Origin of the sequence: Crenobacter caeni (assembly GCF_010435965.1) — a bacterium.
GTDB lineage: Bacteria > Pseudomonadota > Gammaproteobacteria > Burkholderiales > Chromobacteriaceae > Craterilacuibacter > Craterilacuibacter caeni.
Window position 1 is genome coordinate 103,486 of record NZ_JAAGAA010000002.1, and the last position, 21,659, is coordinate 125,144.

The 21,659-nt window shown below is 65.3% G+C and carries 27 protein-coding genes; 24 read left to right on the forward strand and 3 right to left on the reverse strand.

The window, feature by feature from the left end; genetic code table 11:
- The first annotated feature begins 22 nt into the window (after positions 1-22).
- From GZH52_RS02530 to GZH52_RS02615, 18 genes are all read left to right on the forward strand, one after another.
- The gene (locus tag GZH52_RS02530; RefSeq protein ID WP_163314945.1) at positions 23-379 is read left to right on the forward strand and encodes a phage tail tube protein; all 357 of its coding nucleotides are present in this window, start codon (positions 23-25) and stop codon (positions 377-379) included.
- Positions 376-669, forward strand: a complete 294-nt coding sequence (locus GZH52_RS02535) for a phage tail assembly protein (RefSeq protein ID WP_163314946.1) — start codon at positions 376-378, stop codon at positions 667-669. The genes GZH52_RS02530 and GZH52_RS02535 overlap by 4 nt, the downstream gene beginning before the upstream one ends.
- Positions 670-810: 141 nt before the next feature.
- Positions 811-2,664: a phage tail tape measure protein gene (locus GZH52_RS02540; protein WP_163314947.1), complete on the forward strand. Its 1,854-nt coding sequence runs from the start codon at positions 811-813 to the stop codon at positions 2,662-2,664.
- Between the two features lie 44 nt (positions 2,665-2,708).
- Entirely contained in the window at positions 2,709-3,968 is a 1,260-nt protein-coding gene (locus GZH52_RS02545; protein WP_163314948.1) for a DNA circularization N-terminal domain-containing protein, read from the forward strand.
- On the forward strand, positions 3,961-5,091 hold the full coding sequence (locus GZH52_RS02550) for a phage baseplate assembly protein (RefSeq protein ID WP_163314949.1): 1,131 nt from the start codon (positions 3,961-3,963) through the stop codon (positions 5,089-5,091). Before GZH52_RS02545 ends, GZH52_RS02550 begins: the two co-directional genes overlap by 8 nt.
- Positions 5,091-5,645 carry a phage baseplate assembly protein V gene (locus tag GZH52_RS02555; RefSeq protein ID WP_163314950.1) on the forward strand — a complete coding sequence of 185 codons (555 nt, stop codon included), beginning with the start codon at positions 5,091-5,093 and terminating at the stop codon, positions 5,643-5,645. Before GZH52_RS02550 ends, GZH52_RS02555 begins: the two co-directional genes overlap by 1 nt.
- Positions 5,645-6,064, forward strand: coding sequence for a phage GP46 family protein (locus GZH52_RS02560; protein ID WP_163314951.1), 420 nt, complete (start codon positions 5,645-5,647; stop codon positions 6,062-6,064). Before GZH52_RS02555 ends, GZH52_RS02560 begins: the two co-directional genes overlap by 1 nt.
- Positions 6,057-7,148 (forward strand): baseplate J/gp47 family protein, encoded by a 1,092-nt coding sequence (locus GZH52_RS02565; RefSeq protein ID WP_163314952.1) that lies wholly within the window; start codon positions 6,057-6,059, stop codon positions 7,146-7,148. The genes GZH52_RS02560 and GZH52_RS02565 overlap by 8 nt, the downstream gene beginning before the upstream one ends.
- Entirely contained in the window at positions 7,139-7,720 is a 582-nt protein-coding gene (locus GZH52_RS02570) for a YmfQ family protein (protein ID WP_163314953.1), read from the forward strand. Before GZH52_RS02565 ends, GZH52_RS02570 begins: the two co-directional genes overlap by 10 nt.
- Positions 7,721-7,724: 4 nt before the next feature.
- A complete protein-coding gene (locus GZH52_RS02575; RefSeq protein WP_163314954.1) occupies positions 7,725-8,012 on the forward strand; it encodes a hypothetical protein in 288 nt (95 codons plus the stop codon).
- Positions 7,997-8,338 carry a hypothetical protein gene (locus GZH52_RS02580; protein ID WP_163314955.1) on the forward strand — a complete coding sequence of 114 codons (342 nt, stop codon included), beginning with the start codon at positions 7,997-7,999 and terminating at the stop codon, positions 8,336-8,338. The genes GZH52_RS02575 and GZH52_RS02580 overlap by 16 nt, the downstream gene beginning before the upstream one ends.
- Positions 8,338-9,393, forward strand: a complete 1,056-nt coding sequence (locus tag GZH52_RS02585) for a phage major tropism determinant (RefSeq protein WP_163314956.1) — start codon at positions 8,338-8,340, stop codon at positions 9,391-9,393. Before GZH52_RS02580 ends, GZH52_RS02585 begins: the two co-directional genes overlap by 1 nt.
- A gap of 34 nt (positions 9,394-9,427) precedes the next feature.
- Positions 9,428-9,790, forward strand: a complete 363-nt coding sequence (locus GZH52_RS02590; protein ID WP_163314957.1) for a four helix bundle protein — start codon at positions 9,428-9,430, stop codon at positions 9,788-9,790.
- Positions 9,766-10,053 carry a hypothetical protein gene (locus tag GZH52_RS02595; protein WP_163314958.1) on the forward strand — a complete coding sequence of 96 codons (288 nt, stop codon included), beginning with the start codon at positions 9,766-9,768 and terminating at the stop codon, positions 10,051-10,053. The genes GZH52_RS02590 and GZH52_RS02595 overlap by 25 nt, the downstream gene beginning before the upstream one ends.
- A gap of 44 nt (positions 10,054-10,097) precedes the next feature.
- Entirely contained in the window at positions 10,098-11,108 is a 1,011-nt protein-coding gene (locus GZH52_RS02600; protein WP_163314959.1) for a reverse transcriptase domain-containing protein, read from the forward strand.
- A 36-nt stretch (positions 11,109-11,144) separates the two neighbouring features.
- Positions 11,145-11,600, forward strand: coding sequence for a hypothetical protein (locus GZH52_RS02605; protein ID WP_163314960.1), 456 nt, complete (start codon positions 11,145-11,147; stop codon positions 11,598-11,600).
- Complete coding sequence (locus tag GZH52_RS02610; RefSeq protein ID WP_163314961.1) at positions 11,597-12,037, forward strand: lysozyme; 441 nt, start codon at positions 11,597-11,599, stop codon at positions 12,035-12,037. The genes GZH52_RS02605 and GZH52_RS02610 overlap by 4 nt, the downstream gene beginning before the upstream one ends.
- 239 nt (positions 12,038-12,276) lie before the next feature.
- A complete protein-coding gene (locus GZH52_RS02615; RefSeq protein WP_163314962.1) occupies positions 12,277-12,753 on the forward strand; it encodes a lysis system i-spanin subunit Rz in 477 nt (158 codons plus the stop codon).
- Between the two features lie 226 nt (positions 12,754-12,979).
- On the opposite strand, the gene GZH52_RS02620 is transcribed toward GZH52_RS02615, so the two are convergent.
- The gene (locus GZH52_RS02620) at positions 12,980-13,771 is read right to left on the reverse strand and encodes an inositol monophosphatase family protein (RefSeq protein ID WP_163314963.1); all 792 of its coding nucleotides are present in this window, start codon (positions 13,769-13,771) and stop codon (positions 12,980-12,982) included.
- A 138-nt stretch (positions 13,772-13,909) separates the two neighbouring features.
- Here GZH52_RS02620 and GZH52_RS02625 point away from each other — a divergent pair, with 138 nt between their 5' ends.
- Genes GZH52_RS02625 through GZH52_RS02635 form a run of 3 tightly spaced genes read left to right on the forward strand, consistent with a single transcriptional unit; the run spans position 13,910 to position 15,976 of the window.
- Entirely contained in the window at positions 13,910-14,668 is a 759-nt protein-coding gene (locus GZH52_RS02625; RefSeq protein ID WP_163314964.1) for an RNA methyltransferase, read from the forward strand.
- Positions 14,637-15,518 carry a DUF1853 family protein gene (locus GZH52_RS02630; RefSeq protein ID WP_163314965.1) on the forward strand — a complete coding sequence of 294 codons (882 nt, stop codon included), beginning with the start codon at positions 14,637-14,639 and terminating at the stop codon, positions 15,516-15,518. The genes GZH52_RS02625 and GZH52_RS02630 overlap by 32 nt, the downstream gene beginning before the upstream one ends.
- Entirely contained in the window at positions 15,515-15,976 is a 462-nt protein-coding gene (locus GZH52_RS02635) for an NAD(P)H-dependent oxidoreductase (RefSeq protein WP_163314966.1), read from the forward strand. The genes GZH52_RS02630 and GZH52_RS02635 overlap by 4 nt, the downstream gene beginning before the upstream one ends.
- A gap of 1 nt (position 15,977) precedes the next feature.
- Here GZH52_RS02635 and fnr read toward each other — a convergent pair whose 3' ends face one another.
- Entirely contained in the window at positions 15,978-16,727 is a 750-nt protein-coding gene (gene fnr / locus GZH52_RS02640) for a fumarate/nitrate reduction transcriptional regulator Fnr (protein WP_136553624.1), read from the reverse strand.
- A 113-nt stretch (positions 16,728-16,840) separates the two neighbouring features.
- Between fnr and hemN the strand changes: the two genes are divergently transcribed.
- Positions 16,841-18,247: an oxygen-independent coproporphyrinogen III oxidase gene (hemN, locus tag GZH52_RS02645; RefSeq protein WP_163314967.1), complete on the forward strand. Its 1,407-nt coding sequence runs from the start codon at positions 16,841-16,843 to the stop codon at positions 18,245-18,247.
- A gap of 173 nt (positions 18,248-18,420) precedes the next feature.
- A complete protein-coding gene (locus GZH52_RS02650; RefSeq protein WP_163314968.1) occupies positions 18,421-19,788 on the forward strand; it encodes a TrpB-like pyridoxal phosphate-dependent enzyme in 1,368 nt (455 codons plus the stop codon).
- A 65-nt stretch (positions 19,789-19,853) separates the two neighbouring features.
- Here GZH52_RS02650 and GZH52_RS02655 read toward each other — a convergent pair whose 3' ends face one another.
- Complete coding sequence (locus GZH52_RS02655) at positions 19,854-20,780, reverse strand: sensor domain-containing diguanylate cyclase (RefSeq protein WP_163314969.1); 927 nt, start codon at positions 20,778-20,780, stop codon at positions 19,854-19,856.
- A 106-nt stretch (positions 20,781-20,886) separates the two neighbouring features.
- On the opposite strand from GZH52_RS02655, the gene GZH52_RS02660 reads away from it, so the two are divergent.
- Entirely contained in the window at positions 20,887-21,546 is a 660-nt protein-coding gene (locus GZH52_RS02660) for a Crp/Fnr family transcriptional regulator (protein ID WP_163314970.1), read from the forward strand.
- Positions 21,547-21,659: the final 113 nt, after the last annotated feature.

Consider the following 21,659-nt stretch of genomic DNA (forward strand, 5'->3'; position numbering starts at 1 on the left):
GTAGTCATTTCAGGAGGTCCATATGGGCAAGAAAGCGGCAGGCACTTGCTACATCAAGGTGGATGGCGATCAGCTGGCCGTCGCAGGTGGGGTAGAGGTTCCGCTTACCGCCGTCGAGCGCGAGGCGATCAATACTAGCGCCGGGGTGTTCTACAGCGAGAAGGATTTGACGCCTTACGTCAAGCTGGAGGCGGTCATTCCAAAGGATTTTCCGCGCGAGAAGATCACGCAGTCCGACGACATGACCATCACCGTCGAGCTCGCCAACGGCAGCGTGTATGTGCTGTCCGGCGCGTTTCTGATCAACCCGGCGGCGCTCAAGGGTGACGACGGCAAGGCTGAACTTGAATTCAATGGCGAGAAAGGAATTTGGCAATGAGTGAAGTCCGTATCCAGCTATCCGTGCCGATCAAGGCGCATGGCGAAGAGATTACCGAACTGGTGCTGCGCAAGCCGTCGCCTGACGAAGCGAAGACCATCGGCGTGTTGCCGTACCGCATGAACGACTACTCCAGTATCCCTGACATCAATATCTCGGCAGCCTGCCGCTATGTCAGTCTGTGTGCAGGCATCCCGCCGTCGTCTGTCGATCAGATGGACATCGCAGATCTCAACACCGCGTGCTGGGCAGTGACTGGTTTTTTCTGGCAGCGGGGTTCGCAGACCTAGAGCAGCTGAACGAGACGCTGTTCGATGTGGCAGCCTGGTGGCAGATCGACCCGTATGTCTTGGCGGGACGCAGCCTTGATCACCTGATCGAGATGCGCGACCAGGCGCTGCGAATCAACAAGATCAGACTGGAGGCTGCTGATGGCTGACAAGTTCCAGCTCAAGGCGCTGATTACCGGCGTCGACCAGTTGTCGCCAAAGCTGGATGGCATCAGGAAGAACGTCGCAAGTTTGCGCAAGAGCCTGCGGCAGTCCGGCATGGCAGAGATCGACTTCGGGGCGGTCGCCGCAGTGACCGCCCCGCTGGTCGGGGCAGTCAAGGCGGCGATTGACTTCGAGTCATCGATGGCGGATGTCCGCAAGGTTGTGGACTTCGATACGCCACAGCAATTCGCGCAGATGAGCGACGAGATCCGCGAGATGTCGCTTCGCCTTCCGATGGCGGCCAAGGATATTGCCGCCATTTATGCGCAGGGCGGGTCTGCGGGCATTGCCCGATCGGAGCTGCAGGGTTTCGCTGACGATGCGGTAAAGATGGGTGTGGCCTTCGGGCTTACCGCTCAGGAGTCTGGCGAGCAGATGGCCGCCTGGCGCGCATCCATGGGGTTGACCCAGGATGGCGTGCGTGCGCTGTCCGACCAGATCAACTACCTGGACGCAGCGGGGAACAGCAGCGCGAAGAATGTAGCAGCGGTGGTGACCAGGGTTGGCGCGATCGGTAAGGTTGCCGGCCTGTCTTCCGGCACGGTTGCCGCGTTGGCAGCGACCATGGATGCGGTAAAGGTTCCGTCTGATGTGGCCGCGACCGGCATCAAGAACTTCGTGCTGGCGCTGACGCAAGGCAACGCGGCCACAAAGTCCCAGAAAGAGACGCTACAGGCCCTGCGGCTTGATGCTTCGAAGGTTGCGCAGTCCATGCAAGTGGATAGCAAAGGGACGGTGCTGGACATTTTGCAGCGGATCAAGTCGATCGATCCGTCAAAGCAGGCGTCGGTCCTGTCCGAGCTGTTCGGCAAGGAGAGTATCGAGGCGATCGCGCCTTTCTTGTCCAACCTGGACATGCTGAAGACCAATCTACTGCTGGTCGGCGACTCTACCGGCTATGCAGGGTCGATGCAAAAGGAGTTCGACCTGCGTGCCCAGACCACGGCCAACAGCTTGCAGCTGTTTTGGAACCGAATCACCGATGTTGGCATCGCCGTAGGCAGCGTGTTGTTGCCACCGCTCAACGAATTCATGGCAGTAGTCGGGCCCATGATCACGTCGATGTCGAGCATGGCGGCAGCCAATCCATGGTTGATCAAGGGGCTGCTCGGCGCTGGCGCGGCAGTGCTTGGTTTGCGCGTGGCGGGCATGGCACTTGTTGGCGCCCTAAACCTTGCAAATATGGCCATGAGGATGTCGCCGATTGGCATGTTTGCCATGGCCGCTGGTTTTGTTGTCGCCAACTGGAAGGATATTGGCCCGTTCTTCTCGCGCATGTGGGCAGGGATCAGGTCCGTGTTTGATGCCGGGGTTGGATTCGTCAAGACCTATCTTGGCTGGACTCCGCTCGGAGTTGTGCTCAACAACTGGGAGCCATTGAAGGCGTTTTTTTCCGCGCTATGGGGCGGCATCAAGTTGTTGTTTGACGTCGCATGGCAGGGCATCAAGTTCGGCTTTGAAAACTTCACCCCGCTCGGTTTGTTGATCAAGAATTGGGAGCCGATCGTCGCTTATTTCAAGAGCCTATGGGAAAAAGTCAGGCCGATCATTGAGCCGCTGATGGGGGCGGCAAAGGGGTTTGGCGGTGCCGTTTCTGGCGCTGCCGGCAGGGCGCTTAACGCTGGAACGAGTGTCATAAAAGGTGCGACGCAGGCGGCTAGGGCCGAACTGACCGTCAACCTGAATAATGCGCCGGCAGGTACACGGGTAGAGCGACCGGCTACCAGCAACACACGGCTCACCGTCAACCAGAACACTGGCCGCCGATCGTTGGCGCCGACTAGCAACTAACGTAGCCCGCCTGTCCGGCGGGTTTTTTACGCCAGGAGAAGGCCGTGGACTGGAAAAGCCGACTGCGCGACGCCTCGTTCAAGGGGCATCCGATCAAGTGGCTGTCGCAGGAGGGGCAGGCCGGCCGCCGGCTGGCCGAGCACGAATTCCCGCAACGCGACCGGCCGTGGGTCGAGGACATGGGGCGGATGGTCCGACCCTTCACGTTCACGGCGGTATGTAGTGGGGATGGCTGGCTGGAAGAACTCAACCAACTGCTGGCGGTGATCGAATCTCCCGGATCCGGCGAGCTTGTGCACCCCTTGTTCGGCCGCATGACGGTATCGGCCAGGCCGGCGCGCTGGGCGATGAGCCTTGATGCCGGTGGCCGGGTGGATGTGCAGCTTGAGTTTGTCGAGACGGGTGATTTGCTGTTTCCGGTTCCGCTCAAGGAAACCGTTAGCCAGGTCCGGGCGGCTCGCGCCGAGCTGCTTGGCCATTCGCAGTCTTTGCTCGAAAAAGCGATGGGCTTTGTCAGCGATGGAAGGGTCAAGGCTGATGCGGTGATGGGTCTGGTGGATGGGCATGTCCGGTCTGTGGTTGGCGTGGCAGACGGGATACGGTCTGTATTCGGCGGGGTTCAGCAGATGGTTGCTGAGGTGTTGTCTTCACCGGTTACGGGGATCGCCAAGCTATTGCGCGTGTTCGAGCTATCCAGACAGCAGTTTCAAGGCCAGTCCGATCTGACGAAGTGGGGCGCAAGACAGGCTCAGGTCATTCGTCAGCTGCGGTCAAGGAGCAGCGCCGTGCTCGGACGAAGCAACCAATCGTCAGCCGGCAGGGTGGCTGGGGTGCTTCTCAAAACCATGACTGTTGCTGCGACTATGTCCGCAGCGGACGCGCTGTCCGAGCTTCCTGCGCGGCGGGTAGGTCGTGGCGATGCACCTGTTGCAGAGGATATCCGCGCGGTGCGCAACGCCATGCAGGCAGCGCTGTGGGACATGGCCAGTGATGAGACTAGGTTTTGCGCTACGCCGGCCATTGGTGCGCTGCCCCTGTCGACGGTGTCGGCCTTGCAGCCGTTGTCGCATGCCGCCGGCCAGTCGTACCTCGAGCTGGCGCGCGCGCTGGGCGCGCACCTGGCTGCGGTTGAGAGCGTCAGCCTGCGTCTGGAGACCATCACGCCTGCCACGGTACTACCGGCACTGGTGCTGGCATACCAGGAGCACGGTAACGCGATGCTGGCGGATGAGATGGTCAGCCGCAACGCCATCCGCCATCCGCTTTTTGTGCCAATCCAGCCACTGCAGGTAGCCCATGAATGACAAGCGAACCGAACCGCTCGATCCGGCGACCCGCGTCAGCCTGACCGTCAACGGCCTGAGCTGGGAGGGGTGGACCAACGTCGAGATCGGCGCCGGCCTGGACGATCAGTGCCGCTCGTTCACCGTCGGTATCACCCGGCTGCTGCCGGGTGGCGACGAGCCGGTGCCGATTGTGCATGGCGACCGCTGTGAGCTGCGCATTGGCAACGACCTGGTGCTCACCGGTTGGGTGTTCGCCACGCCGCGCGCCCACGATAAGAACAGCACGGCGTTCGGCATCGCTGGCCGCAGCCTGACCGCCGACCTAGTCGATTGCGCCGCACTCAATAAGCCCCCGCAGTTCAAGCGCCAGTCGGTACGGGCGATTGTTGCGGCGTTGGCTGCGCCGTACGGCATCGCCGTGCTGAGCGAGGTGGGCGACGGCGACACCGTGGCCGACCACACCCTCCAGCCGGGCGAAACCGCATTCGAGAGCATCGACCGACTGCTGAAGATCAGCCGTCTGATCTCCACCGACGACGCCCAGGGCCGGCTTGTACTGGCCGCGCCGGGCAGTGCCGGGCGCGCCTACGACCCGATCCAGCTTGGCCGCAACGTGCTGGCCGGCGACGCCAGCTTTGATTTTGCCGGCTGCTTCAGTGAATACCGCGTGCTCGGCCAGCACGGCACCAGCGCGAACCGCAACGGCGCGGCGGCCAACGAGATTGCCGGAATCGCGACCGATAGCCGCATTACCCGCAAGCGGGTGGCCACCCTCACCGAGAGCGGCAACCTGACGCCTGGCATGGCGAAAGAGCGGGCCAGCTGGGAGCGTGACAACCGCATCGGCAAGGCGCTGGCGGCGCAGTACGAGGTGGCCGGCTGGCGCCAGAGCAACGGCGCCCTGTGGCGGCACAACCAGATCGTACACGTGATCGACCCGATTCTGGGCTTCGACCGCGACATGCTGATCACCGCCGTTACCTACCGGATGGACGAGCAGGGCTCGCGCGTCACGCTGGCCGTGGCGCCGCCGGAGGGCTACCTGCCGCAGCCGCCCGATCCAGAGAAAAGCAAAAAGGCGCGCAAGAAAAAGGGCGACAAGTTCGAGTATCTGCTGCCGTCTGAGTGGAGGTCTGATTGATGAGAGAGCTGGCCCAACGCCTGTTTGGTCTGATCGGCCGCGGGCGCGTCACCCGCGCAAACCCGGCGGCGCAGCTGCAGCAGCTGCAGCTGGTGCTGACCGCCGACGAACTGAAAGACGAGATGGAGCACGCCGAGCCATTCGGCTTCACCGCGTGCCCGAAGCAGGGCGCGGAAGCGCTCGCGCTGTTTCTGGGCGGCGACCGCAGCAACGGCGTGGTGATCAGCGTCAGTGACCGGCGCTACCGCGTGCGCGGCCTGAAGCCGGGCGAGTCGGCCGCCTATAACGCCGCCGGCCACACCATCGTGCTGTACGAAGACCGCATCGAGGTCACGGCGCCACGCATCGTGCTCAAGGCCAGCGCCGAGGTGGTGGCTGATACGCCATTGTTCAAAGCCACTGGCCGCATTGAGGCGGCGATGGACATCGTCGACAACGCCGCTGGCGGCGGCAGCTCGCTGGCCGCGGTGCGCGCCGCCCACAACGACCACAGCCACAAGGAGAACAACGTGGCCGGCAGCAACACCGATCAACCCGACATCAAGGTGCTGTGATGATCACCATCGTAACCACGCTGGCCGGCCAGCCACTGGCCGCCAGCGACCCGTACGCGCGCGCGCTGGCGATCAGCCTGTTCACCTGGCGCCGCGCGCAGGACAGCGACCCGGTGGACGGCGCCGATCGGCGGGGATGGTGGGCCGATGGCATCGAGCCGGCGCTGCCGGCCGGTATCGGTTCGCGGCTGTGGCTGCTGGCGCGGCGCAAGCTGGACCGGCAGGCGATGCGCGATGCCGAGGACTACACCCGCGAGGCACTGCAATGGTGGCTGGACCAGCGGGTGGCCTCGGCGTTGGATATCGATGTCTTCCGCGTTGGCGATGAGGCCATCGTGATCGCCATCGCCATCACACTGCACGATGGCCGCCGCCTGACTGCGGAGATTCAAGACCTATGGAGCCTGATCAATGTATGAGATTCCGACCCTGAGCCAGCTCATGTCTGACATTCGGCGCGACCTTGGCGCGGAATATCCCGACGCGCTGCAGCGCTCCGACGCCGACATCTTCGGCCGTGCGCTGGCCGGCGCGCTGCACGGAGTGTACGGCTACCTACAGGACCGGGCGCGTCAGATCCTGCCCAGTTCGGCTGACGAGGACACGCTGCGGGCGTGGCACGGGCCATTCTACCTATCGTCGCAACCGCAGGCGGCGGTGGCCAGTAGCGGCACGGTGCGCTTCACCGGCAACGTCGGAGTGGGCGTGCCTGCCGATAGCCGCTTGCAGCGCGACGATCAGGTCGAGTTCACCGTCGTCGCCGGCGGCATTGTCGGCGCGGGGGGGTATGTGGACCTTACGGTGCAGGCCGTGGTGGCCGGCTACGCCGGCGATACCGACGCCGACGTGTGGCTGACGCTGTCCGCAGGGGTGGAAGGTGTGGACGCACAGGCGCGGGTGCAGGCTGGAGGCCTGACCGGCGGGGCTGACGCAGAGGGCATCGATAGCTACCGCCAGCGCATCACCGCCGTGCGCAAGGCCGGCGCGCAAACCGGGCGCGCAGTGGACTGGGAAAACTGGGCCATGGAAGTGTCCGGCGTGACCCGGGCCTGGGCGGCGCCCAGGTTGCAGGGCCCGGGCAGCGTGACCGTGTACGTCATGCGCGATGACGATAGCAACCCATACCCGGCGGCAGCCGAGTGCGCCGCGGTGCGGGCGCACTTGGAAACAACCGGCACGCCGTGGGGCGAAATCGTCGTCGTCGCGCCGATCAAGAAACCGGTTAACTTCACGCTGCACGTATCTCCGGATACTCCTGCGGTACGCAGCGCTGTCACGGCGGCACTAGTCGATGTGGTCAGAGCGGAGGCTTCTCCTGTCGCGCGCGACGAGGATGGCCGCACGCAGTTGCCCGTTGCTGGTATCACCATCCCGCGCTCACACCTTACCGAGGCGATCAGCGCAGCACCCGGTGAGTTCGACCACGTGTTGACCTCCCCGGCTGGAGATGTTGTCTGCACGATCGGAGAGCTGGCCGAGCTGGGGACGATCACATGGACGTAAGCGATTACACCGAGGCGCTGTGGGCGCTGCTGCCGCCCGGGCCGGCCTGGTCGCGCGAAGATCCGGTGTTGACGGCGTGGGTAGCGGTGGCCGCTCGCCGGATGGCTGCCATCGACGTCGCGCTGCAGCGCCTGCTGGCCGAGGCCGATCCATACACCGCGCTGGCGATGTTGCCCGACTGGGAGGCCTCGCTAGGGCTGCCGGACAGCTGCAGCGTGGCCACGCCGACGTTAGCTGAGCGGCGCGCCGCGCTGGTGGCACGCCTGACCGACGCCGGCGGCGCCCGTCTCGCGCGTTTCGTGCAGATCGCCACCGCGCTCGGTTACCCAGGCGCGAGTACCCAGCGCTTTGCCGCCCACAGCTGCGAGCTGAGCTGCGAAGCCCCTCTGTATAGCGAGGACTGGCGCTTCAGCTGGCGGCTGAAGGTGCCTGATGCAGTTAACGCTAAAGACAGCACCTGCGAGTCCGGCGTGGAAGACCCGCTCAGCGCCTGGGGTAACAGCCAGTTGAGCTGCATTATGGCGCGCGAGTGCCCGCAGCCATCCACCGTTTTAATCAGCTACGGAGCATGAAAATATGCAACGAGTAGGCAGTAACCGCAATCCCGCGCTGGACAAGTTCGGTCCAGGAAAGCACGGATTTACCGCAGGCAACTCGCAGACCGGCGTGCCAGCAACGACGCCAGGGGCCGAGTTTTTCGACTCTGTGCAGGAAGAGTTGTGCAACGTTATCGAGGGCGCCGGCATCGCGCTGGATGGCAATAAGCGCGACCAGCTGCTCACTGCAATCAAGGCCATCGTCAGTGGCTCCGGGCTCTATTCGCCCGCCTCCGTCAACAACATCCCCGCATGGAGCGAAAACTAATGCACGGCATCCCGAAGATTCTGCAAACCCGCGCCGATTTCGACGAAGTCGAAGCGATGGTCGCCGCCGGCGAGGTCTACCCGAAAGCGCTGGCCGCGCACTACCGGGGCCTGCTCGAGCAGCGTTACCAGTATGTGTTCGACCGCAAGCTGGCCGACGGCGAGGCGCCGGATGGCGAGATGCCGGCCTATTGCGTGACGGCAGACCCTGAAACCGGCGTACGCAGCCAGCTGCGCCGTGAAGGCGACCCGGACGCCTTCGCCTTGCGGCTGGGCTTTACCTGGGCGGAAATTGACGCGCGCATCGCCGCGCTGGAGGCAATGTAATGGCCAAGGGCGACAAATTCATCATCCCGGCGATGGCCGCCGGGTTTTTTGCCATGCAAGGCAAGATCGCCAAAGAAGCCGGCGACACGCTGACTATCCCCGAGGGCATGGTCAACATTGGCGGCAACATGCGAGGCTACTTGATCGCCGCGCAGACGGGCTTTGATCCGTTCGCCGCCGCCAACCGCGACAGCAGCTTCACCGCACTGACGCTGGGCGACGACGTCTATCTGTACGCCTGCCAGCACTCGAGCGGCATCGCCAAGATCGTCTGCTCGAAGAACATCAGCTTCCCGGTTGGTTACTCGGCCAGCACTAGTCGCCGGATCGGCGGCTTCCACGTTGGCCGCACCCGACCGACCGCCCAGCGCTACGCGTCCGCCTACGCGCCGCTGACCAGCATCGTGCCAAACTCGGTGTGGGACTTGCAGCATCGCCCGCAAGCCGAGCCTTCCGGCATGGTCGAGATCGCGCCGGGCGGCGCGTGGGTGGACATCTATCTGAATAGCGTGGTCAGCGGCAGCTGGCCAGACGTGGTGTTCGGCCCGCGTTTCGGCGTGACGCCGGTACGCTCGACGGGCGGTTACAACGAACTGGATCTCGGGCAGGGCATCTTCAACGCCGGCAAGCGCCTGCCGACGGTCGAAGAGTTCATCCGCTACGCATACGGTGCCCCGCAAGGCGCCGACGGCAACAACGACACCGCCTGGACGGCCACCACCAACACCGGGCCGTGCAACACCGGGCAGGTCGCCAAGTCGGTATCGTGCGTCGGCGTAGTCGACGCGGCTGGCTCGCTGTGGGAGCGGCTGGATAACCACTTCGACATCGGCAACAGCACCAACGCCTATGCGTGGGACGCAACCGTCGTCAACACCGGGCAGGACGCGGCGTATGCACGCGGCCAGGTCCACCTCTGCGCGTGGCGCCGTGTGGTCGGCGGAGGCGGTTGGGGTGAGGGAGTCCGCGGTGGGGCGCGCACGCTCGATTTCGGTGCGGCTCCGTGGACTGCGGGTGGCTCTATTGGCGTGCGCGGCGTCAGTGATCCCTTGTAACTTGATAGGCGCCGGCGGCAGCCGGCGGTAAGACATGCAAGACCTGAAGATTCTGTCGATAGCCGAGCAGCTGATCGTCTCGGCGATGCCGGTGCTCGACAAGATCCCGCGCGCGCAGCGCTACCGCTACGGCCGCCAGCTCGAGGACGCGCTCTATGCGCTACCCAAGCTGGCCATTGCCGCGGCGGCCGCCGGCACCAAGAGCAAGGTGTACGCGCTGTGCGAGGCGGTCGACTACCTGCATGCGCTGCTGCGCATTGGGGTAGAACGCAAGCTGGTTTCGGCGCGCTGGGTCGGGCATGTGATGGCGGCCGCTGCGCCGCCAGCCAAAACGGGCGGCCTGCTGAGGCAGTTGGCCGCAATGAGTCACGCATGGCGCGCAAGCGTCCGTGCCTGATGGGTGATGATGGGTTTCGACGCGGCCAGGTCAACCACTGCGCGTGGCGCTATGTGATCGGCGGAGGCAATTGGAATGAGGGAGTCCGCAATGGGGCGCGCACGCTCAATTTCAATGCGAATCCGTGGAATGCGAATGGCAATATTGGCGTGCGCGGCGTCAGTGACGCATCAGGAGATTGGACGAGAGCCCGGCGCGTGATCGCCGGGACCCAGAATCCGAATGGATCAGCCAGCATCACCCGGCCGCAAGGCCGAACATAACAAAAGGGCCGCGCGTCGCTATCGCCGCGCGCGGCCAACCCACCATGCAAATACCCGAACAAGAAAACCTGATCGGCCTGATCGCCGACTGGGACAACCTGGAGCACGCTTACCGCAAGGCACGCCGCGGCAAGCGTGCCCGCGAAGAGGTCGAGACCTTTGCCGCCAATCTGTTTGACGAGCTGGCGCGCTTGCAGTGCGAGATCATCACCGGCACCTACCGCATGGGCGCCTATCGCCGCTTTGTCGTCTACGAGCCAAAGCGGCGCGAGATTCTGGCTGCACCGTTCCGTGACCGCGTGCTGCAGCACGCCATCCTGAACATCGTCGAGGCGCGCTGGGACAAGGCGATGATCGACGACACCTACGCCTGCCGAACCGGCAAAGGCACGCACATCGGCGCCGACCGCATTCAGCGCTGGCTGCGCGATATGAGCAAACAGCGTCCGCTTGCCGATGTATGGGTCGCCAAGACCGACTTCAGCAAATACTTCGCCAGCCTGCGTCATGCCGACCTCAAACGCGTCGCCCGTCGCCGCATTACCTGCCCTGGCACGCTGGCGCTACTGGACGAGATTATCGACAGCACGCCAGGCGACGTCGGCATTCCGGTTGGCAATCTGACCAGCCAGTGGCTGGCGAACCTGCTGGGCAATGAGCTTGACCAGTGGATCAAGCGTGAACTGCGGGTGAAACGCTACCTGCGCTACATGGACGACACTGTGGCGCTATTCGCCAGCAAGATCGAAGCACAGCTGTATCTGGACAAGCTGGAGCGGCGCGCCGCCGGCTTCGGACTGCGTTTCTCGAAGCGAAGCCTGCAGCGCGCCAGCTTCGGCGTGAACATGCTGGGCTACCGCATCTGGCCGGCCCACCGCCTGCTGCGCAAGCGATCCATCGTCAAGTTCAGGCGCGACATCAAGCAGATGCGGGCGCGGATCAAGACAGGGGCGAGCACGCGCGACGCCTTGCTGGCTCGAGTGCTGGCGTGGGATGCCCACGCCAGGCGGGCGGATACGCACAGATTGAGAGCGAAGCTTTACGTTGATTTATGAACACCGCCGGAAGGCGGTTTTTTTATGGGAGCAGTAATGAAGAAAAGGCTGGTTGTTGTTCTTGTCGCACTGGCAACGGCGCTTGTTGCTATGTTCGCGCTGCGCAGCTTAACGACGGCAGCGGTTGCCGCGCTCGCCGCCGGACTCTCTGCCTCTGCCGTGGCAGGAACGGGGAAAGGTGGTGCAGCGGTCGGGGTTCACCTGCCTGCGCTGGCTGGTGCCATTGTCGGCAGCCTTCTGCTCAGCCTGCAGCTGCGTGATCGCCCGTGGCCGGAGCGGATGATCTTGCTGTGCGCGAGCTGCGTGGCTGCGTACTTCGGCGGCCTCGCTGCCGGTGAGTGGTGGGGTCTTGGCAGCGGCAGTATCGGCCTCGTCGGGACGTTTTCCGCGTATTTGCTACTCGCGGTCATGAACCTCGTATTGCAGCTGCTGCGTGACGTCAGCTGGTGGCAGCGGTTGCTGAATGGGCGTTTTGGCGGGGGCGCACAATGACACCGAGCAAAGCCTGCGTTGACCTGATCAAGCAGTTCGAGGGTTTCGAGCCCAAGGCATACCGCTGCCCGGCCGGCAAGCTGACCATCGGCTACGGCCACGTCGTCGCGCCGACCGAGTACAACCTGCGCGACGCCGCGCTGACCGAAGACCAGGCCACCCGCCTGCTCGAGGCGGATCTCGGCCGCTTCGCGCCGCAAGTTACCGCCATGCTCTCTGGCCTAACCGTGCGCCAGCACCAGTTCGACGCGCTGGTGAGCTTTGCCTACAACTGCGGCGCCGGTGCGCTGCGCGGCTCGACCTTGCTGCGCAAGCTGCGCGCGGGCGACGTGGCCGGCGCGGCGGAAGAGTTCCTGCGCTGGAACAAGGCTGGCGGTCGGGAGCTTGCCGGGCTGACCCGCCGCCGCAATGCGGAGCGGGCGCTGTTTATTGGCTGAACGCCCCAAAAAGCCGAAACCCCGGACAGTTCGCGCTGTGCCGGGGTTTCTCGTTTTCACCTTGGAAGGGAAGGCTAGACGTGAATGAATTTTAATCGGTTCAACCCGTTGAGTATAGGGGGACGTATGAGCGAACAGGGTGCAGATCGTGTCGGAATGACTCTGGTGAAAGGGGTTGTGCGCGCAGTGCAGATGCTGGCGCTGGCCACGTTGATTCATGTCGTGCGCTGGTGGTGACCATGCCGCTGCTGATCAACATCGTCGTCGCCGCGCTGATTGCGTTGGCGGCCTACGCGGACGGCTACCGCAGCGGTGCAGCGCGCACGCGTGCCGACTGGACGGACGAGCGCGCCAAGCTAGAGCAGGCGCACGCAGACGCACTGGCCGACGCGCTCAGCAAAACGCAAGCTCGCGAGCAGGCGCTCGCGGAGGTAGACAAGAAGCTCATGGAGGAGCGTGCCGATGCGCAAACTGAAATCAACCGCCTGCGCGCTGACTTGCGCGCTGGCACTCGCCGCCTGTCAGTCGCCTTTGCCGCCGCCGGCAGTGTGCCCGGCGCTGCCGCCAGCCCCGGCAGCGGTGATGCAGCCGCGCGCGCCGAACTTCACCCAGCGGCTGCTGACGATCTTGTCGGACTCGCCGCAGACGCCGACGATGTCACCCGCCAGCTTGCTGCCTGCCAGGCCGTGATCGCGGCAGACAGATCCACCGAATAAGACGATGGCCGGCTTATATCCGGTCATCGTTCTTTGTGTGGGATTTGGTATAGGTTTTAATTTGCGGTGTATTTACCGCCTTTTAAATCAATTGATTAACCCCTATGCATCATCGGGGTGTGGGTCTGGCTCATGGGCGGCCCTATGCTGGAGGTTCGGACAAACAAACGCCCCGCCGGGCAGGCCGGGCGGGGCGTTCGAATTTTACGCGATGCGCTGGGGCGCGTCAGCCCTTGACGTGCGGGGCGATGATCTGCAGCAGTTGCGCGAGCACCTTCGGGCTGGCGGCGACGATGTCGCCAGACTCGAGCCAGGTCTGCTCGCCGTGCATGTCGGTGACGATGCCGCCCGCTTCCTGCACGATCAGGCTGCCCGCAGCGATGTCCCACGGCTTGAGGTTGAATTCGAAGAAGCCGTCGACGCGGCCGCAGGCGACGTTGCACAAATCGAGCGACGCGGCGCCCTCGCGGCGTGCGCCGGCGCTCTTGCCGATCACGTCCTTGAGGATGGCAAGGTAGGTGTCGATCATGCTCTGGTCGACCACCGGGAAGCCGGTGGCGATCACGCATTCGTTCAGCTGGATGCGGCGCGAGACGCGGATGCGGCGGTCGTTGAGGAAGGCGCCGACGCCGCGGGTCGCGGTGTAGAGGTCGTTACGGTTGGGGTCGAACACCACGGCCTGCTGGATCTGGCCCTTGTGCGCGAGCGCGATCGAGATCGCGTACTGCGGGTGGCCGTGGATGAAGTTGGTGGTGCCGTCGATGGGGTCGATGATCCATTCGAACTCGGCGCTACCCATGCCTTTGGCGCCGGACTCTTCTGCTAGAATCGCGTGCCTCGGGTAGGCTTCGTGGATCACGTCGATGATGGCTTCTTCGGCTGCACGGTCAACCTCGGTGACGAAGTCGTTCGACTTCTTCTTCTCGACCCGGATGGTGTCGAGGTTGAGCGACGCGCGCTGGATGACGTTGCCGGCACGGCGGGCGGCCTTGACCGCGACGTTGAGCATAGGATGCATGATCGACCCCTGTAAGGTGCACGCAGGCACCGCCGCTTCCGGCGCCGCCACGTGCTGTAATCTGGTTAAGGAACAAAAAAACCCGGCGCGAGCGCGGGGTTTCTATTGAATGGGCGCGATTGTACGCGCAAAGAGCCGATGAATAAACCCCAAGTCCCTGATTTCCTGAAGAACATTCGCGTCGTGCTGGCCCGGCCCAGCCACCCCGGCAATATCGGCTCGGCGGCGCGCGCGATGAAGACGATGGGGCTGACCCGGCTCTATCTGGTCGAGCCCAAGGTGTTCCCGAGCGAGGAGGCCAACGTGCTCGCTTCCGGCGCGGTCGACGTGCTGGAGAACGCGCAGGTGGTCGCGACGCTGGCCGAGGCGCTTGCCGACGTCACCGTCGCCTGCGCGCTGACCAGCCGCCGCCGCGAACTGGCGTCGCCTTTGCTGACACCGCGCGAGGCGACGCCAGAGCTCGTCGCGCGGGCGCAGGGCGGCGAACAGGTCGCGCTGGTGTTCGGCAACGAGACCTTCGGCCTGTCCAACGAAGAGGTGCTGCTGTGCAACCGGCTGGTGACCATCCCCGGCAACCCCGACTACTTCTCGCTGAACCTGGCGATGGCGGTGCAGGTGATGACCTACGAGCTGTTCAGCCACACCGGCTTCGCGGTCGACTACCTGAAGCCCGAGGGCGAGCAGGCGACGCTCGCCGAGGTCGAGGGCTTCTGCCAGCACCTCGAACAGACGATGGACGCGCTAGACTTCTTCCGCCGCCGCAACGGCGAGCGGCTGATGCGGCGCATGCGCGGCGTGTTCGCGCGGGCCGACCTGCAGCGCGACGAGGTCGACATCCTGCGCGGCTTCCTCAAGCAGGTGAACCGTGCGCTCGGCCCGGACCGCAACGGTCGCTGAGCCCTTGCTTGGCGCGCCGCAGGCGGTGCGCGACCTCGCGTGGCTGCTCGGCAGCCGCGCGCCTTTCCCCTTTTCCCCGCAACTGCCGCGCGAGCGGCTGCTGAGCCCCGGCTGGCAGGACGCGCTCTTCGCGCTCTCGCGGAACCCCGCGCCGCTGGAGGCCTGGCTTGCCGCGCGCCCGGGGCGCCGGCTCGGCCACTACGCCGAAGCGCTGTTCGGCTTCTGGTGCGCGCATGCGCCGGACGTGGAACTGGTCGCGCACGGCCTCGCGGTGCGCGACAGCGCTGCGCATACCGTCGGCGAATTCGACTTCCTGCTCAGGCTCTCGGGCGAGCCCTGGCATGTCGAGCTTGCCTGCAAGTTCTACCTCGAAGTCGAACCGGGGCGCCTGCTCGGCCCGGCGCCCAACGACAGTTGGGCGCTGAAGTCGGCCAAGCTGTTAAGGCAGCTCGCGCTCTCCCGCCACCCGGCCGCGCGCGCCTTGCTGCCGGATGGCTTTGCAGGGTGCCAGGCGGCGGCGTGGCTGGCCGGCTGGCGTTTCGTGCCGGCCGCGCGCTGGCAGCCTGCACACGCGGACGGCTGGTTCGCTGCGATCGGCGAGCCGTGGCCCGCGCTTGCCGGTGCCGATGGCTGGCTGCATCTTGCGCACGCGTGCTGGTTGTCGCCCGCGTGCGCGGCCGCCACGGAGCCGGTCAGTGAAACGGCGCTGCGTACGCGACTGGCCGCCATCACGCGGCCGCAGCTTGTCGCGCAGCTGCGCGAGGCGGACGGCGTCTGGCTCGAATGCGCGCGCGGTTTCGTGCTGCCGGCAGGCTGGCTTGCCCTGGCGGCCAGGGAGGGGGACGGATGAAGACTTTGCTTGTCGTGTGGGCGGGGCAGGGCGGGCGCACCTTGCAGCTGGCCGAAGCATTCGCCGGGGGCGCGCGCGAGTGCGCGGGCGACGAGGTGCGGGTGGAGATGCGCCACGCGCTGGAGGCCGGGCCGGACGAGCTGCTGGCCGCAGACGCGCTGCTGTTTGCGACGCCGGAGAAGTTCGGCTATATGGCCGGCGGGCTGAAGGACTGTTTCGAGCGCTGCTTTTACCCGTGCGAGCACGCGCTCGCCGGGCGGCCGTTCGGCGTGCTGGTGTCGGCCGGCAACGACGGCAGCGGCGCGGTCTCGAGCGTCAGGCGGATCGTGACCGGCTGGCGGATGAACGAGGTGCTGCCAGTGCAGGTGGTTTGCGGCGAGCCGGATGAAGCCGCGCTGGAGGCCGCGCGCGAGGCCGGCCGGACATTGTCCGCCGGTCTCGGGGTCGGGCTGTGGTAGCTCAGGCGTGCTGGTGCGCGTGCGTGCAGCCGGAGATCAGCGCCTTGAGCGCTTCGGGCTGGACGAGCTGGATGTGCTTGTGGTCGACGGTGATCCAGCCTTGCTGCTGGAACTTCGACAGCGTGCGGCTGACCGTCTCCAGCTTGAGGCCGAGGAAGCTGCCGATTTCCTCGCGGCTCATCCTCAGGATGAAGTCGTTGGCGGCGAAACCGCGGGTGGCCAGGCGCTGCGAGACGTTGAGCAGGAAAGCGGCCAGCCGCTCCTCGGCCTTCATGTTGCCCAGCAGCAGCATGATGCTCTGGTCGCGTACGATCTCGCGGCTCATCAACCGGTAGAAGTGGTGCTGCAGCGACGGGATCTCGCGGCTGAGGCACTGCATGCGCGAGAACGGCAGCTCGCACACCTCGCTGTCCTCCAGCGCGATCGCGTCGCAGCCGTGCACGTTGGCCGAGATGCCGTCCATGCCGAGCAGCTCGCCCGACATATGGAAGCCGGTCACCTGTTCGCGCCCGTCCTGGCTCGACATGCAGGTCTTGAAGAAACCGGTGCGGATCGCGAACAGCGACTTGAACGGCTCGCCGCTGCGGAACAGGTAGTCGCCGCGGCGGAAGCGGCGGCTCTGGCGGATGACCGCGTCCAGTTGCGACAGCTCCTCACGGTTCAGGCCGATCGGCAGGCACAGCTCGCGCAGCGTGCAGTTCGAGCAGGTCACCTTCATGGCGTGCAGGTTGCTGTTGTTCTGTTCGGGCATCGAAAAATCCAAGGCGCTTGGGACAAGAAGCTTGACGTTGGTCAAAGCGGGGTTGGCAACAACCGTGCGAATTTACCATTGTGGCGGCAGAATGACCATAGAAACCAGATTATATGAATGCACATCCTCTCTATTCGCCGACCCGTTGCGAATTCGACCGCAAGCTGATCGAGCAGCTGGACGGCGCCGGCCCGCGTTACACCTCCTATCCGACCGCCGACCGTTTCGGCCCGGCCTTTGGCGAAGTCGACTACCGCCGCGCGCTTGGCCAGCGCAAGATCGGCGCCAACCGACGCCCGCTGTCGCTGTACGTGCACGTGCCTTTTTGCAACACCGTCTGCTACTACTGCGGCTGCAACAAGATCATCACCAAGGACAAGACCCGCGCCGACCGCTACCTCGACTACCTGGAAAAGGAGGTCGACCTGGTCTGCCGCGCGGTCGGCAGCCGCGAGAAGGTCGCCCAGCTGCACTTTGGCGGCGGCACGCCGACCTTCCTGTCCGACGCGCAGCTCGAGCGCGTGATGGGCATGCTCAAGTCGCGCTTTGACTTCCTGCCCGAGGGCGAGTACTCGATCGAGATCGACCCGCGCAAGGTCGGCCGCGACACGGTGTTCCATCTGGCCGCGCTGGGCTTCAACCGCATGAGCGTCGGCATCCAGGACTTCGACCCGGCGGTGCAGGCGGCGGTCAACCGCGTGCAAAGCGAGGAGGAGACCGTCGAGGTGATCGACGCCGCGCGCGAGGCGGGCTTCCGTTCGGTCAGCGTCGACCTGATCTACGGTTTGCCGCTGCAGACGCGCGAGTCGGTTGCTGCGACGCTCGCCAAGGTGATCGCGATCGGTCCGGACCGCGTCGCGCTCTATAACTACGCGCACCTGCCGCAGCTTTTCATGCCGCAGCGGCGCATCGATGAAGCCGAACTGCCGGCGCCTGCGGTCAAGCTCGACATCCTGCAGGACGCGGTCGCCGCGCTGGAGACGGCCGGCTATGTGTTCATCGGCATGGACCACTTTGCCAAGCCCGACGACGATCTGGCGCGCGCTTTGGCTGAAGGGCGGTTGCAACGCAACTTCCAGGGCTACTCGACGCACGCGGACTGCGACATGGTTGGCCTGGGCGTGTCGTCGATCGGCAAGGTCGGCGGCAGCTACGTGCAAAGCCAGAAGGAACTCGACGCCTACTACGCGGCGCTCGACGAGGGCAAGCTGCCGGTGATGCGCGGCTACCGGATGGACGGCGACGACGTGCTGCGCCGTGCGGTAATCCAGGCGCTGATGTGCCGCTTCTCGCTGTCGGTGCCGGCGATCGAGGAAGTGTACGGCATCAGGTTTGCCGAGTATTTCGCCGACGAGATGCCGAGGCTCGCCGAACTGGAACGGCTAGGACTGCTGTCCTTCGACGGCGAATTCCTGCTGGTGACCCCGCGCGGTCGCTTCCTGATCCGCAACATCGCGATGGTGTTCGACCGCCACCTGCGCGAGAAGGCGACCCACGCGCGCTACTCGAAGACGATCTGATCGGCAGCCCCGGCCGCGGCTTGTCGCTCAAGCTGTTTGTCATGTACCCTCGAACCCTGTCCTTGACGGGGTTTTTTCATGTTCCGGTTGATCCAGCGCGAACCCGTGTTCGCCCACGACGTCATCTGCCTGCACCGTTTTTAGTTGCCCATCGAACTGACCGAGGAGTGTCCATGCCACAGACCACCCGCATCCTGCTGCCCGAATCCGCGATTCCGACCCACTGGTACAACGTCGTCGCCGACATGCCGAACCCGCCCGAGCCGGTGCTCGGTGCCGACGGCAAGCCGCTGTCGAGCGACGCGCTCTCGGCGATCTTCCCCGACGCGCTGATCGAACAGGAGGTCAGCCGCGAGCGCTGGATCCCGATCCCGCAGGAAGTGCGCGAGCTCTACCGGCTGTGGCGGCCGACCGCGCTGGTTCGCGCGCACCGTCTGGAAGCGGCGCTGGGCACCCCGGCCAGAATCTACTACAAGTACGAGGGCGCGAGCCCGGCTGGCTCGCACAAGCTCAACTCCGCGCTGCCGCAGGCCTACTACAACAAGCGCGAGGGCATCACCCGGCTGACCACCGAGACCGGCGCCGGCCAGTGGGGCAGCTCGCTGTCGTTCGCCGGCGGCGTGTTCGGTATCGACGTGCGCGTGTACATGGTGCGGGTGAGCTACCAGCAAAAGCCGTTCCGCCGCTCGATGATGCAGACCTGGGGCGCTGAGGTACTGGCAAGCCCGAGCGAACTGACCGCGTCGGGCCGCGCCGCGCTGGCGGCCAACCCGGGCAGCCCGGGTTCCTTGGGCCTGGCGATCGCCGAGGCGGTCGAGGAGGCGGCCGGCCGCGCCGACACCAACTACGCGCTGGGCTCGGTGCTCAACCACGTGCTGCTGCACCAGACCGTGATCGGACTGGAGGCGAAGCAGCAGTTCGAGATCGCCGGCGACTGGCCGGACATGATCTTCGCGCCGTGCGGCGGCGGCTCCAACTTCGGCGGCATTGCCTTCCCCTTCCTCGCCGACAACGCGGCCGGCAACAAGCCGGTACGGCTGGTCGCGGTGGAGCCGACCTCCTGCCCGAGCCTGACCCGCGGCCACTACGCGTACGACTTCGGTGACGCGGTAGGGCTGACCCCGCTGATGAAGCAGTACACGCTGGGGCACGACTTCATGCCGCCGGGCATCCACGCCGGCGGCCTGCGCCACCACGGCGCGAGCAGCCTGGTCTCGCAGCTCTACCACGAAGGGCTGGTCGAGGCGGTGTCGGTGCCGCAGCTGGCGACCTTCGAGGCCGGCGTCACCTTTGCGCGCAGCGAGGGCATCATCCCGGCGCCCGAGTCCTGCCACGCGATCCGCGCGTGCATCGACGAGGCGCTGCGCTGCAAGCAAAGCGGCGAGGCGAAGACGCTGTTCTTCAACCTGTCCGGCCACGGCCACTTCGACATGGCAAGCTACGACCGCTACTTCGCCGGCGAGCTCGAGGACTTCGACTACCCGGCCGAAGCGATCCGCGACGCGCTGGCGCGCCTGCCCAGGGTGGCCGCGGACGCCTGAGTGGCGGCGGCATCAAACGGGACGGCCGGGCATCGCCCGGCCGTTTTTGCGTGGATCACGCTGGCTCAAGGCTGGCGGGAAAGGGTGTTCACCCCCTGCGCGCGCGAGCGCGCCAAAGCGGTGTCCAGGCGCTGGATGAGTGGCTTGAGCGAGGTCTCGTCGCGCCTGAGCGAGGTCAGCCCGATGCACACCGCGGCGTTGCGCTCCTCGGCGCCGACGCTGAAGCGTTGGCGGCTGAACTGCGCGATCAGGCGCCGCGCGGCGCGGGTCGCTCCCTGTAGCGGGGTGTGCGGCAGTACCATCAGCAGGCAGCCGTCGTCGCGGCGGGCGACCAGGTCGCTGTCGCGTGCGCTTTGCAGGCACAGGCTGCCGGTCATCCGCCGGATGTAGCCAGCGGTTTCCGCGTCCAGTTCCTGACCTCCCACGCCTTCGACCGAAACCAGCATCGCCGACAGGGGCTGGTTGTAACGGCCGGCACGGCCGACTTCCTGCGCGAGGCCCGCGAACAGCGCGGGCATGTCGAGCACGCCGGACAGGTAGTCGTCGGGGTTGCCTATCTCGGCGGCAGGCTTGAGTTCGCGGACCAGCTTGAGCATCTTCTCCAGCGCACCGCGTTCGCTCTCGAGCAGCCGTCCGAGTAGCGCAAGCTCGGTGCGGTCGCTGAAGCTGACCATCAGCACCCGGCGCTGGAAATCGATATGGCGCAGCGACAATTGCACCTCGAACCTGCGCCCGGCACGGCTTTGCACGGTGACGGCCTCGTTGTACACGATGCCCTGCGTGCCCAGCTTGTCCAGCAGGCTCTGCTCGTCGGCCCGGTTGACCAGATGCTGGAAGAAGGACTCGCCAAGCAGCTCCGCGTGCGGTACGCCCAGCAGGATGGCCGCCAGCTGGTTGGCGGCAAATACGCGCCCGTCTTCGGGCGAGAGCAGCAACAGCGCGCCTTGCACGGTGTCGATCAGAGATTGGAATGCCTTCTCGTCGGGCAGCATCGATGTGTCCCTCCTGTCATGAACTGAGTCTAGACGGAGGCCTGCATTTTTTTGAGGGGGTATGATGTCGCCAGTGAACCTTTGACAGGCGAGGCATTCAAGCCAGATGGACCTATCCGTTCTTTTTCCCCTGTTTGCCGGCTGGCCGGCTGCCGAGCGCGAGGCGCTGCGCGCGCAGGCAAGCGAGCACACCTTCACTGCCGACAGCGAGGTCTGCACGGCCGAGCAGGCCGCCGACCGGGTCATCCTGGTCGAATACGGGCTGATGGCGGCGTACGCGGCGGGCGAGCGCCCCGGGCGCAGCTTCAACTACGGCTACATCCTGCCCGGCGATATCATCGGCCTGCACGGCCTGCTCAGCGTCGAAGCCTACGGTGTCGCCATCCACGCGCTGCGCGACACCCGCTGCCTGATCCTGCCCAACGCCGCACTGGTGGCCGCCTTCGACGCCGACCCCGCGCGCTGGCGCGCGGTGGCCAGCCAGCTTGCGCAGTCGGTGCACCACCTGCTGGGCTTCGTGTCCATGCTCGCCGAACCCAGCGGCTACCGTCGCCTCAAGCGCGTGCTGGAAAACATCGATACCTATACCCGGCAGCGCCCGTTCGCGCCCCGGATGGTGCTGACCCAGCGCGAACTTGGCGAGCGCATCGGTCTGAGCCGAGAGATGGTCAACCGCATCCTGCGCGAACTGAAGGCCGGCGGCTACGTCGGCGTCGACGAGGAGGGCGGTATCCGCCTGCTGCGTCCCTTGCCCGCGCGCTTTTAAAACGGTGCAGCAAGTCGGATAAAGAAAAGCGAGTGTGAACTACTTCACTCCGCGTGGCATCCGTACGTTCACCTGCCTAGACTGACGCCAAAATGGATTCTTCGGAGGTATGC